This is a genomic window from Pseudomonas sihuiensis (assembly GCF_900106015.1).
In the GTDB taxonomy this organism is placed as follows: Bacteria; Pseudomonadota; Gammaproteobacteria; order Pseudomonadales; family Pseudomonadaceae; genus Aquipseudomonas; species Aquipseudomonas sihuiensis.
This window is the reverse complement of the sequence record NZ_LT629797.1, coordinates 3503763-3515829: the sequence shown is the minus strand read 5'-3', so window position 1 is coordinate 3515829 and position 12067 is coordinate 3503763. Positions and strand designations below refer to the sequence as shown.

The following is a 12067-nucleotide window of genomic DNA, read 5'->3' as shown; positions in this document are numbered from 1 at the left end:
GCAAAGATGCTGGCAGCGCCTTCAGCATCAGTCATCCGGGAACATTTCCTGGTTGAAGGTGATGCGGTGCGTGTTATCGCCCTGGCGCACATCGAGGCTGAAGCTGAGAATCTCGCGGCTGGAGAAGGGGAACTGTGCCAGGTAATAGATGGCGCCGCTCTCGGTGACCTGCCTGAAGGTCAACGCGGTGCTCTGCCCCAGCAGGTTCTTCACCTGGCCGCTGACCTGCGCGGTGCTGGCCTTGCTGGCCTTGAGCACGGCGATGTTGACCACGCCCTGAGTCTTGCTGCGCACCAGGCCGGCGGCGCTGGCGATGTCCGGCTGCAGGAAGCTGGAGTTGAACACGCTGTAGTGCACGTCGAGGTCGCCGAAGCTCTGCTTGCGCTCGGCGGCGGCCGGCAGGGCCAGGCACAGGGCGATCAGGAAGGGGATGATGCGGCGCATGATGTTCTCCTCGTTCAGACCGCAACGCGGTGGGCGGAGAGGTCCGCGCCGCTGATGCGGTAGATGCCGATCTCGCCCAGCAGGTTGGGCCAGATGCGGCTTGCCAGGCCATGGCGGTGGTCACGGTCCACTGCCAGGCGTTCTTCCACACGGGCACCCTGGGCGTGACAGAGACGCTCGAAGTCCTCGAAGGTGCAGAAGTGGATATTCGGGGTGTTGTACCAGGTATAGGGCAGGAAGTCCGACACCGGCATGCGACCTTTAGTCGTCAGGTACCAGCGGCAGCGCCAGTGGCCGAAGTTGGGGAAGGTGATGATGCAGGTCTTGCCGACCCGCAGCATTTCGGCCAGCACCTTGTCCGGGTAGTGTAGCGCTTGCAGCGACTGGGTCATGACCACCACGTCGAAGCTGTTGCTGGCGAAGTTGCCTAGACCGAGATCGAGGTTCTGCTCGATGACGTTGACGCCGCGCTCGATGCACAGGGCGATCTTGTCCGGGTCGATCTCCAGGCCGTAGCCGGCCACCTGCTTGTTGTCGCGCAGCCAGGCGAGCAGCTCGCCGTCGCCGCAGCCCAGGTCGAGCACACGGCTGCCCGGGGCGATCCATTCCTGGATGATGTCCAGATCCGCTCGCATGCTCATACCTCGATTCGCTTCATGTAGCTGTCGAACGCCTGCAAATAACGCGGGATCGGCATGAGGAAGGCGTCATGGCCCTGCGGTGCGTCGATTTCCAGGTAGCAGACGTTCTTCTTCGCCGCCGTCAGGGCGTCGACGATCTCCCGCGAGCGGGCGGGGGAGAAGCGCCAGTCGGTGGTGAAGGACATCACGCAGAAGTCCGCCTTGGCCACGGCCAGGGTCTTGGCCAGATCGCCGTCGTGCGCAGCGGCAGGGTCGAAGTAGTCCAGTGCCTTGGTCATCAGCAGATAGGTGTTGGCGTCGAAACGGCCGGAGAATTCCTCGCCCTGATAGCGCAGGTAGCTTTCCACCTGGAACTCGACGCTGTGGAAGTCGTAGTTGAGTTTCTCGCTCTTCAGACCGCGGCCGAATTTCTCGCCCATGGCGTCGTCGGACAGGTAGGTGATATGGCCGACCATGCGCGCCAGCATCAGCCCGCGCTTGGGGATCACACCTTGTTCCTGGAAGTGTCCGCCGTGGAATTCCGGATCGGTAAGGATCGCCTGGCGCGCCACCTCGTTGAAGGCGATGTTCTGCGCCGACAGCTTGGGCGCCGAGGCAATCGCCAGGCAGTGACGCACACGCTCGGGGTAGCTGATGGTCCACTGCATGGCCTGCATACCGCCGAGACTGCCGCCGATCACCGCCGCCCACTGGGCAATGCCGAGCACATCGGCCAGACGTGCCTGACTGTGCACCCAGTCTTCGACCGTCATTACCGGAAAGTCCGCGCCGTAGGGCTTGCCGGTCACCGGGTTGGCGCTGCTCGGGCCGGTGGAACCGTTGCAGCCGCCCAGGTTGTTGAGGCTGACGACGAAGAACTTGTTGGTGTCGATGGGCTTGCCGGGGCCGATGCAGCTGTCCCACCAGCCGGGCTTGCGATCATCCGGGCTGTGATAGCCGGCGGCGTGATGGTGGCCGGACAGGGCGTGGCAGATCAGCACCGCATTGCTGCGTGCGGCGTTCAGTTCGCCATAGGTTTCGACGACCAGTTCGTACTCGGCCAGGCTGCGCCCGCAGGCCAGCGCCAGGGGTTCGCTGAAGCGAAATACCTGGGGACTGACCAGGCCGACGGAATCTTGCGGAAATGCAGTGGGCATTGAGGCGCTGCTAATGAATCGGAGGAGGGCGCCAGTCTAAAGAGCACCGACCCGAGCGGCAAGCGAGCTGGGCGCCCGCTCCGCTCTACAGGCTTCGTGGGCGCGCCGCCGTCGGCAGGCTGACCACCTTGCCCTGGCGCTGCACCGGTGCCGGACGACGCAGCACGCGCAGCATGTCGCTGGCCAGGGCCAGCTGCTGTTCCAGCTCTTCCCGGTAGCGCGCCAGTTGCAGGCTGCGTTTGCGCGTCTGCTGGGTTTCCTGGGCCAGCGCCTTGAGGCGCAGCATGTGGCTTTCCAGCATCTGCTTGTGTTCCAGGGTGTGCTGCATCAGCGGCATCAGCGCATCGGCGGCCCATTGCTCGGCGTCCAGGCGCAGGCGCTGGTGCAGGCCGATCACTTCCTGGGCCAGGGTGGCGAAGAAGCGTCGGGTCAGGCTGCGCTGCTCGGTGAGCAGGGTCTTCAGGTGCAGGCGGAACTGGTCGCCCTTTTCCTGCAGTTTCTTCAGCTCGCGCAGATAACGCTGGATCTTGAACTGCGGTGCGTCGACCCCGCCCAGCGGGTTGTCTTCGTTGTGTCGACGATAGATGGCTGCAACCATCTTGTTGGCCATGTCGGCTTCGTGCTGCAGGTTGTGCAGATCCTGTTCGACGGCGCGGAAGAAATGCAGGATGGCCTGGTTGATGCCCAGGGTGGTCCAGCTGCCGGTGAGATTGCGGCGCACCTCGCTCAGGTGTTCCTCCAGGCGTTCGGCGCGCGCGGCGTGGCGCAGCAGTTGTCCCTGGCGCTGCAGCAGGCGCTGGTTGGTCTTCAGGCCGAGCAGGCGCTTGTGGTGCAGGCTGTGGTCTTCCTTGGTCTTGGCGGTCAGCTCGAACAGCAGCTGGCCGTTGTCCTGCTGATGGTTGCCGAGCAGGGCCAACTGCTCACTGACTTTCTCCAGGCGCAGGTTGAGCACATGTTGGCTGTTGTTCACCAACGCCAGGACCTGACGCACCACGTTATCTTCGATCAGGCGTTCCTTCTGCGCGACGATGCGCTCGCATAGCAGGTTTTTCAGACCGGCCATCTGGCTGCGTGCCAGCAATTCTTCGTCCTTGCGCACCTTGGCCAGCAGCGCCTGCTTGGCCGACAGCGGCAGCACGTCCTGCTTGGCGATACCCAACTGCTTGGCGGTGGCGCTCTGGATCTGGCCGATGGCGTTCTGCACGAAGGTCTCGCCTGCCAGGTCGTCCCACAGTACGTCGATCTTGTTCAGCACGGCGAACAGGCTGGTCTGGGCGTCTTCGTCGAGCTGACGGATGTGCTGCTGCCAGATGCTCATGTCGCTGGCGGTGACGCCGGTATCGGCGGCCAGCAGGAAGATGATCGCCTGGGCATTGGGCAGCATCGACAGGGTCAGCTCCGGCTCGCTACCTAGGGCGTTGAGCCCGGGGGTATCGAGAATGCGCAGGCCCTGGCGCAGCAGCGGGTGGTCGAAGTTGACCATCGCATGGCGCCAGGCCGGCACCAGTACCTGGCCACGTTTGCCGGTGCCTTCGAGCATGTCCGGGTGGAAGCCGAGCTGGATCGCCTGTTCCACCGGCATGGATTTGGTTTTGGCCACCTGGCTGAAAGCCAGCGCCATGTTGGCCGGATCGCTGGTATCCAGTGGGATGTTCACCCAGTGCCGGGGAATGCGCTTGAACTGTGCGACGCTGGCTGAGGCCGTGCGCGTCTCTATGGGCAACAGGCGAATGTAGGGGCGTTCCGAGCGCGGGTCGAAGAACAGCTCGGTGGGGCACATGGTCGTGCGTCCGGCATGCGAAGGCAGCATGCGCTGGCCGTATTCGGAGAAGAACAGGCTGTTGATCAGCTCGGTCTTGCCGCGCGAGAACTCGCCGACGAAGGCCAGGGTGATGTGATCGGTACGCAGGATCTTCAGCGCGCGTTCGAGTTTGGCTTGAACGGCCTCGGAGTTGAGCCGATTGTGTTCCAGCCAGCTGCGATAACGCGTGATCTCGCGCATCAGTTCGCGTTTCCAGGCGACGTAGGCGTCAACCTGCTGGCTGAGACGTTCCATGCTCATCCTGGCTCTCCTCTCGGCAAGTTCATCCACTTGCTGGGGCTGCGTGACTGTTCAGTTGGTGTTGCCGCCAGGACGCACGGCATTCGCGAGAATAACCTGCATTATGCGAGGTACAGGGCGGCCGTCAATTGGCTGCTTGTACAGTCCCGCCTTGTGGTCGGGTATGGCGGCTGAATGGTCATCAGGCGTTCTGCAAGCCGGGAATCGCTGGCAGGTTACGTGGCGTGCGGATGCGCAGGCGCTTGTGTCGATTGAGTTCGCCGCTTTCCAGGCTCACCTGGCTCTTGGCCACGCCGAACGCCTTGGCCAGAAAGGCCTGCAGATGGGCGTTGGCCTTGCCCTCGAGCGGTGGGGCGGTGAGGCGGATCTTCAACCGATCACCCTGCAGCCCGGCGAACTCGTCCTTGCTCGCCTTGGGCTGCAGGTGACAGTCGAGGATCAGGGCCTCGCCATCCCAGCGGTAGAAGCTCATCCTGAGAACCTGCTCAAAGTCTGCTGCGCGTCGGCTTTGCTGCGTTAAAAACAGGCTCGGAATGCTCATTTATCATTCGTAAAGTCGAGCGCGACTCCGACCGTTCCTCGCCTGTTTTTGCCTTGCATAGCGCTAGCTCGCGAGCCTTTGAGCTGGCTCTCAGAGGAAGGGGCTGAGCATCGGCGGTAGACCAGTGGAGGCAGCCAGGCCGCCAATGACGAAGCGATCGATCAGATTGATGGTGATGAAGGCGAAGATCGGCGAAATATCCAGGCCGCCGAGGTTCGGCAGCAGCTTGCGGAACGGCGCCAGCAGTGGTTCGCAGATCTGGTTGACCAGCTGCGCGCCGGGGTTGTAGCTGCCCGGGGCGACCCACGACAGGATCACGCTGATGATCAGGGCGAAGAAGAACACCTTGAGAAACAGCGAGGTCACGCCGATCAGTGACCACACCAGAAGTTGCAGGATGAAGCCGCCGACGTTGTAGCCCATCAGCGTCAGGGTGATGACCATCAGCAGCAGCTGCACCAGGATGGCCAGCACCAGCGAGGCCAGATCCAGCCCGGCGAAACCGGGGATGATCCGCCGCAGGGGCGTCACCAGCGGCTGTGTGGCCTTGACGATGAACTGGCTCAGCGGGTTGTAGAAGTCGGCGCGTACCAGCTGCAGGATGAAACGCAGCAGGACGATCAGCAGATACAGGCTGCCGAGGGTCTGAATGATGTAGATCAGGGCTTCGATGAGTCCGGACATGTGTGCTTCCTTTATTGACCCAGTTGTTCGGCCAGTTCGGCCGAGCGATTGGCGGCGGCGTTGAGTGCCTGTTGTACCAGCGTTTCGAAGCCGCCGGCCTGAAAGGTTTTGATCGCCGCTTCGGTGGTTCCGTTCGGCGAGGTCACACGGCGCCGCAGTTCGGCGGCGTCGACATCACTCTCGCTGGCCATGCGTGCGGCGCCCAGTGCAGTCTGGATGCTCAGGCGTGCAGCCGTCTCGCGTGGCAGGCCGAGCTGCTCGCCAGCCGCCGTCATAGCTTCGATCAAAAGGAAGAAATAAGCCGGCCCGCTGCCAGAAACGGCGGTAACGGCGTCTAGTTGAGCTTCTTCATCCAGCCACAGAGCCAGGCCAACGGCGCTCAGCACCTGTTCGGCCTGGGCTTTCTGTGCGGCGCTGACGCGGGCATTGGCGAACAGGCCGGAAACGCCTTGGCGTAATAGCGCCGGCGTGTTGGGCATGCAACGCACGACTGGGCGCTGGCCCAGCCAGTTTTCCAGGCTGGCGCAGCTGATGCCGGCGGCGATGGAGATGATCACCTGATTGGGAGCCAGGTGTGGCGCCAGATCCAGGCATACCGCTTTCATGATCTGTGGTTTGACCGCCAGCACGATCAGGTCGGCGCCTTTTATGGCTTCACCGTTATCCGCGAAGGTGGCGATGCCGTGTTCCTGTTGCAGGCGGGCGCGCTGTTCGCTGCCGGGCTCGCTGGCGCGGATGGCGCTGGCTGCCACGCCCTGGGCGCGCAGGCCGCCAATCAGGCTGGCGGCCATGTTGCCGGCGCCGACGAAGGCGATGGTCGGGTTGCTCATTGCAGAAAATCCTTCATTCAGTGAGTGGGCTGGCCGTAATCGCGGGCGCCGAACAGGGCGGTGCCGATGCGCACCCAGGTGGCACCTTCGGCGATGGCGGCCTCCAGGTCATGGCTCATGCCCATGGACAAGGTATCGAGGTCCAGCGCCAGGTCATCACGCAATTGGCGCAAGTGGGCGAAGGCGGCATGTTGCGCCGCGATATCGTCGGTAGGCTCGGGAATCGCCATCAGCCCCCGCAGGCGCAGGTTGGGCAGGGCGGCTACAGCCTTGGCCAGCTCTGGCAGCGCTTCTGGGCTGCAGCCGGATTTGCTGTCCTCAGCGCTGACGTTGACCTGCAGGCAGATATTCAGCGGTGGCAGGTGCGCAGGACGCTGCTCGGAGAGGCGTTGGGCGATTTTCAGGCGATCCACCGAATGTACCCAGTCGAAATGCTCGGCGATGGGCCGGGTCTTGTTCGACTGAATGGGGCCGATGAAGTGCCAGATCAAGGGCAGATCACTCAGTTCGGTCTGTTTTTCCAGCGCTTCCTGCAGGTAGTTCTCGCCAAAATCGCGCAAACCAGCCGCATGAGCTTCACGAATGGCCGCTGCCGGTTTGGTCTTGCTCACCGCGAGCAGGCCGATATCCGTCAAATTACGCTGCGAGGCTTGCGCCGCCTCACGGATGCGCGCTCCGACCTTTGCAATATTCTCTGCTATCGTGGACATTACCTGCGCTCTATAAGCCTGGCCGTTGCGTTTGCGGCATTCTACCTGCTTGCTTGTAATTGGGGAGTCCCATGGATATCACTGAGCTGCTCGCCTTCAGCGCCAAGCAAGGCGCGTCGGATTTGCACCTCTCGGCGGGTCTGCCGCCGATGATCCGCGTCGACGGCGATGTACGCCGCATCAACCTGCCGCCGCTGGATCACAAGCAGGTACACGCGCTGATCTACGACATCATGAATGACAAGCAGCGCAAGGACTTCGAAGAGTTCCTCGAGACCGACTTCTCCTTCGAAGTGCCGGGTGTAGCGCGTTTCCGGGTCAACGCCTTCAACCAGAACCGCGGCGCCGGTGCGGTGTTCCGTACCATTCCGTCCAAGGTGCTGACCATGGAAGACCTGGGCATGGGCGAGGTGTTCCGCAAGATCACTGATGTGCCGCGCGGCCTGGTGCTGGTTACCGGCCCTACCGGTTCGGGTAAGTCGACCACCCTGGCGGCGATGCTCGACTACCTCAACAGCAACAAGTACCACCACATTCTCACCATCGAAGACCCCATCGAATTCGTCCACGAGTCGAAGAAGTGCCTGGTCAACCAGCGCGAGGTGCACCGCGACACCCATGGCTTCTCCGAAGCCCTGCGCTCGGCGCTGCGTGAGGACCCGGACATCATCCTGGTGGGCGAGATGCGTGACCTGGAAACCATCCGCCTGGCGCTGACCGCCGCGGAAACCGGCCACCTGGTGTTCGGCACCCTGCACACCACCTCCGCCGCCAAGACCATCGACCGGGTGGTCGACGTGTTCCCGGCCGAGGAGAAGTCGATGGTGCGTTCGATGCTGTCGGAATCGCTGCAGGCGGTGATCTCGCAGACCCTGCTGAAGAAGATCGGCGGCGGTCGTGTTGCCGCCCACGAAATCATGATCGGCACTCCGGCCATCCGTAACCTGATCCGCGAGGACAAGGTGGCGCAGATGTACTCATCGATCCAGACCGGTGGCGCGCTGGGCATGCAGACCCTCGATGCCTGCCTCAAAACACTGGTATCCAAGGGGTTGGTCAGCCGCGACAGCGCGCGCGAGAAGGCCAAGAGCCCGGAAAACTTCTAGGAACTGGTGTAGGCGCGAGCGCTGCTCGCGAAGCTTTTGGCGTCACCCTGTTCGCGAGCAGAGCTCGCTCCTACGATTCGGCAGACGGCTGCCGAACGGCATTGCACGAAGCTGCGAGAACGACGATGGAATTCGAGAAACTACTGCGCCTGATGGTCGAAAAAGGCGGCTCCGACCTGTTCATCACCGCTGGCGTACCGCCGTCGATGAAGGTCAATGGCAAGATCATGCCGGTGACCAAGAACGCCATGTCGCCGGAGCAGACCCGCGAGACCGTATTGGGCGTGATGAACGAGGCACAACGCCGCGACTTTGCCGAGAACCATGAGTGCAACTTCGCCATCAGTGCACGTGGTATCGGTCGTTTCCGCGTCAGTGCCTTCTACCAGCGCAACCTGGTGGGCATGGTGCTGCGCCGGATCGAGACCAATATCCCCACCATCGACGACCTCAAGCTGCCGGAAATCCTCAAGAAGCTGGCGCTGACCAAGCGCGGCCTGGTGCTGTTCGTCGGGGCTACCGGTACCGGTAAGTCCACCTCGCTGGCGGCGATGATCGGCTACCGCAACAAGAACAGCAGCGGCCATATCATCTCCATCGAAGACCCGATCGAGTACATCCACCAGCATCAGAGTTGCATCGTCACCCAGCGTGAAGTGGGCATCGACACCGAGTCCTTCGAAGTGGCGCTGAAGAACACCCTGCGTCAGGCGCCGGACGTGATCCTCATCGGTGAGGTGCGGACCCGCGAGACCATGGATCATGCCGTGGCCTTCGCCGAAACCGGTCACCTGTGCCTGGCTACTCTGCACGCCAACAACGCCAACCAGGCGCTGGACCGCATCATCAACTTCTTCCCGGCCGACCGGCAAAACCAGGTGTGGATGGACCTGTCGCTCAACCTCAAGGCTATCGTCGCTCAGCAACTGATTCCAACTCCGGACGGCAAGGGTCGCCGCGCAGTGATCGAGGTGCTGATCAACACCCCGCTGGCCGCCGACCTGATCCGCAAGGGCGAGGTGCACGAGCTCAAGGGACTGATGAAGCGCTCCACCGAGCAGGGCATGCAGACCTTCGACCAGGCGCTGTACAACCTCTACACCCAGGGCGAGATCACCTACGAAGATGCGCTGCTCTACGCCGACTCGGCCAACGACCTGCGCCTGATGATCAAGCTCGGTTCGGAAACCGATGGCGATCACCTGACCAGCATGGCCCAGGGTTTGGCGCTGGAGGTCAGCGAGGAAGATCCGGGGCGTCGCTTCCGCTGACGCTACCTGACGGGGGACGCGCTGCGTCCCCTTCGTTTATCTGGGCGATGCGTTTGCCCTTCCTGCCGGCCAGCACCAATGCCTGGCCATCGCGCTGTGCGCCGGCGCGTGCTTCGCTCATCAGTTGCGGAATCAGCGGGCCTTCCGGCAGGTGCTTCCAGAATCTCAGTGGCAGATGTTGCTGCATCACCGTGCGGTTGAGTCGCGCCGGGTTGAAGGTGCTGCCGTAATAGGCACGCCACAGCGCCTGGCCATCATCCTCGGGCTGTTGCGCCCAGGCTTGCCATTGCGCCGGGCAGCGGCGTTCGTGCTGCAGGCGCTGGCCATCCCAGTACACGCCGTCACGCGGCGTGGCGATCAGCCAGCTGTGTTTGCCCAGGCGTTCGGCGAAGTGCCCGCTGGCCGAGGCGAGAATGTCATGCGCGGGTTCGAACCAGGCGACGAAGTCCGGCGCGTCAGGGATTTTGCATGGCTGGAAACGCACGAAGGCATGCAGGTGATGCGCCTCGCGGCGCACCGCCTTGAGCCGGCGATGCAGCTCGCTGCCGTCCGGATCGCCGGCCAGCACAGCGCTGCGTTCACCCTGCACGAAGCGCCAGAGCACGCGGTAGAGCAGGCTCCAGCGTTCATCGCCGCGGTACTGGGAGGCGCTCTCCAGCAAGTCCAGCAGTTCGGGGGACACGCGCAAGCGACCATTGGGCTCCGGCGCGCGTTCGGCGGGTTGGTCGAACAGGCTGGGCGGCGCCTCCTCGTCCAGCCATTGCAACTGGTGCGGGGTCAGGCCTTGCAACAAGGCGTGGCGTGCGGCCTGGCGCCAGGTGGCGAAGCTGCCGTCGAAGCGCAGGCTATGCATCACCACAAGGCCATCTGTGCCGGGGTGTCGCGCAGTTGCTGACGCAGCACCACGGATTCGTGTTCGGCGCGCGGTGGCCGGTAGTCCTGAGTGACGATAAACGGCTTGGCCTTTTCCAGTACGCAGCGCAGGCGGGTCAGGTCTTCGTAGCGGATACGCCGTTCCCGCCGCAGCGCGCCCAGGCGTCGTGCGCTGAGCACACCGATGCCGGGCACGCGGGCGATCAGTGATTCGTCGGCGCGGTTGAGATCGACGGGAAACTGCTCGCGGTTGGCCAGGGCCCAGGCCAGCTTGGGGTCGATGTCCAGCGCCAGGTTGCCGGGACCGGCGAGCAGCTCCGTGGCGCTGAAACCGTAGCCGCGCATGAGGAAGTCGGCCTGGTACAGGCGATGCTCGCGCAGCAGCGGCGGCGCCTCGAAGGGAACGGTTTTCGGGCTTTGAGGAATCGGGCTGAACGCCGAGTAGTAGACGCGGCGCAGGCGGTAGTCGTGATACAGGCTCTGGGCGTTGTGCAGGATGGTGCTGTCATCGGTGGCGTCGGCGCCGACGATCATCTGCGTGCTTTGTCCGGCTGGGGCGAAACGTGGCGCGCGACGTTCTTCCTGGGCCTCGCGCTCGCCGAGATTAATGTTGTGCATGGCCTGGTGGATGCTGCCGACGTTCTTTTCCGGTGCCAGGCGCACCAGGCTGGTTTCGGTGGGCAGCTCGATATTGGCGCTGAGGCGGTCAGCGTACAGGCCGGCTTCGGCGATCAACTCCGGTGCGGCATCGGGAATGGTCTTGAGGTGAATGTAGCCGCGGAACTGGTGCTCCTGACGCAGCAGCTTGGCGACGCGAATCAACTGCTCCATGGTGTAGTCGGCCGAGCGGATGATGCCGGAGCTGAGGAACAGGCCGCTGATGCAGTTGCGCTTGTAGAAGTCCAGTGTCAGCGTCACTACTTCCTCGGGGGTAAAGCGCGCGCGAGGTACGTCACTGGAACGACGGTTGATGCAGTATTGGCAGTCGTACAGGCAGAAGTTGGTCAGCAGGACCTTCAGCAGCGCCACGCAGCGCCCGTCCGGTGTATAGCTGTGGCAGATGCCCATGCCATTGGTCGAACCGATGCCGTCCTTGCCCTTGGAGCTGCGTTTTGGTGCGCCGCTGCTGGCGCAGGAGGCGTCATACTTGGCGGCGTCGGCGAGGATGGTGAGCTTTTCAATCAGTTGCATGGCAGGCCATATCTGTACTGTTTTTTTATACAGTATATAGGTGTCGTACAGCTATCAAGTCATTCGTTGTGTTGCGTTGCCTCATTGCAAATGAAACCTTCACTCGGCGCTCAGCGTCATAGCTGCATCTCGCACAAGGAGTTCGTCATGCAACGACAGGATACGCACAGCAAGCTGATCGGCTACCTGCTGTGGATCTTCGGTTTTCTCGGTTCCCACCGCTTCTACTATGGCAAGCCGGTCACAGGCACCATCTGGTTTTTCACCCTGGGATTGTTCTTCATCGGTTGGATCATCGACCTGTTTCTGATCCCGGCGATGGATCGCGAGGCCGACCTGCGTTTTACCGCAGGTGATACTGACTACAACGTGGCGTGGATCCTGCTGACCTTCCTCGGCGTGTTCGGCGTGCACCGCATGTATCAGGGCAAGTGGATCACCGGGATCATCTACCTGTTCACCGGCGGTTTGTTCCTGGTCGGCGTGCTCTATGACTTCTGGACGCTCAATACGCAGATCTCGATCAAGAACGCACAGCGCGGTTGAGTCAGGGGAATCAAGCGCCGTTGCCCGGATGC

At 62.8% G+C, this 12067-nt stretch carries 13 protein-coding genes; 3 read left to right on the top strand and 10 right to left on the bottom strand.

Annotated features, from left to right (window positions below):
• Positions 1-27 precede the first annotated feature (27 nt).
• The 8 genes from BLT86_RS16610 to BLT86_RS16575 all read right to left on the bottom strand — a co-directional run bounded on the left by BLT86_RS16610 (position 28) and on the right by BLT86_RS16575 (position 7048).
• A complete protein-coding gene (locus BLT86_RS16610) occupies positions 28-444 on the bottom strand; it encodes a DUF4426 domain-containing protein (RefSeq protein WP_092378226.1) in 417 nt (138 codons plus the stop codon).
• A 14-nt stretch (positions 445-458) separates the two neighbouring features.
• The gene (metW, locus tag BLT86_RS16605) at positions 459-1079 is read right to left on the bottom strand and encodes a methionine biosynthesis protein MetW (RefSeq protein WP_026088470.1); all 621 of its coding nucleotides are present in this window, start codon (positions 1077-1079) and stop codon (positions 459-461) included.
• A gap of 2 nt (positions 1080-1081) precedes the next feature.
• Entirely contained in the window at positions 1082-2221 is a 1140-nt protein-coding gene (gene metX, locus BLT86_RS16600) for a homoserine O-succinyltransferase MetX (RefSeq protein ID WP_092378223.1), read from the bottom strand.
• An 85-nt stretch (positions 2222-2306) separates the two neighbouring features.
• Positions 2307-4283 carry a dynamin-like GTPase family protein gene (locus BLT86_RS16595; protein ID WP_092378219.1) on the bottom strand — a complete coding sequence of 659 codons (1977 nt, stop codon included), beginning with the start codon at positions 4281-4283 and terminating at the stop codon, positions 2307-2309.
• A 181-nt stretch (positions 4284-4464) separates the two neighbouring features.
• Positions 4465-4755 (bottom strand): DUF167 domain-containing protein, encoded by a 291-nt coding sequence (locus tag BLT86_RS16590; RefSeq protein ID WP_059392337.1) that lies wholly within the window; start codon positions 4753-4755, stop codon positions 4465-4467.
• 159 nt (positions 4756-4914) lie between these two features.
• Positions 4915-5508 (bottom strand): YggT family protein, encoded by a 594-nt coding sequence (locus tag BLT86_RS16585; protein ID WP_017675837.1) that lies wholly within the window; start codon positions 5506-5508, stop codon positions 4915-4917.
• Between the two features lie 11 nt (positions 5509-5519).
• Positions 5520-6338, bottom strand: a complete 819-nt coding sequence (proC, locus tag BLT86_RS16580; protein ID WP_075750338.1) for a pyrroline-5-carboxylate reductase — start codon at positions 6336-6338, stop codon at positions 5520-5522.
• A 17-nt stretch (positions 6339-6355) separates the two neighbouring features.
• The gene (locus BLT86_RS16575; RefSeq protein ID WP_092378216.1) at positions 6356-7048 is read right to left on the bottom strand and encodes a YggS family pyridoxal phosphate-dependent enzyme; all 693 of its coding nucleotides are present in this window, start codon (positions 7046-7048) and stop codon (positions 6356-6358) included.
• Positions 7049-7119: 71 nt separating this feature from the next.
• On the opposite strand from BLT86_RS16575, the gene BLT86_RS16570 reads away from it, so the two are divergent.
• On the top strand, positions 7120-8154 hold the full coding sequence (locus tag BLT86_RS16570; protein WP_045735678.1) for a type IV pilus twitching motility protein PilT: 1035 nt from the start codon (positions 7120-7122) through the stop codon (positions 8152-8154).
• Between the two features lie 125 nt (positions 8155-8279).
• Entirely contained in the window at positions 8280-9425 is a 1146-nt protein-coding gene (locus BLT86_RS16565; protein ID WP_021490401.1) for a PilT/PilU family type 4a pilus ATPase, read from the top strand.
• Here BLT86_RS16565 and BLT86_RS16560 read toward each other — a convergent pair.
• Both BLT86_RS16560 and BLT86_RS16555 read right to left on the bottom strand, forming a co-directional pair.
• Positions 9391-10278, bottom strand: a complete 888-nt coding sequence (locus tag BLT86_RS16560) for a TIGR03915 family putative DNA repair protein (RefSeq protein ID WP_092380440.1) — start codon at positions 10276-10278, stop codon at positions 9391-9393. The two genes, BLT86_RS16565 and BLT86_RS16560, sit on opposite strands and share 35 nt — an antisense overlap.
• Positions 10278-11489, bottom strand: a complete 1212-nt coding sequence (locus BLT86_RS16555; protein WP_092378212.1) for a putative DNA modification/repair radical SAM protein — start codon at positions 11487-11489, stop codon at positions 10278-10280. The genes BLT86_RS16560 and BLT86_RS16555 overlap by 1 nt, the downstream gene beginning before the upstream one ends.
• Positions 11490-11636: 147 nt before the next feature.
• On the opposite strand from BLT86_RS16555, the gene BLT86_RS16550 reads away from it, so the two are divergent.
• Positions 11637-12035 carry an NINE protein gene (locus BLT86_RS16550; protein ID WP_092378209.1) on the top strand — a complete coding sequence of 133 codons (399 nt, stop codon included), beginning with the start codon at positions 11637-11639 and terminating at the stop codon, positions 12033-12035.
• Positions 12036-12067 lie beyond the last annotated feature (32 nt).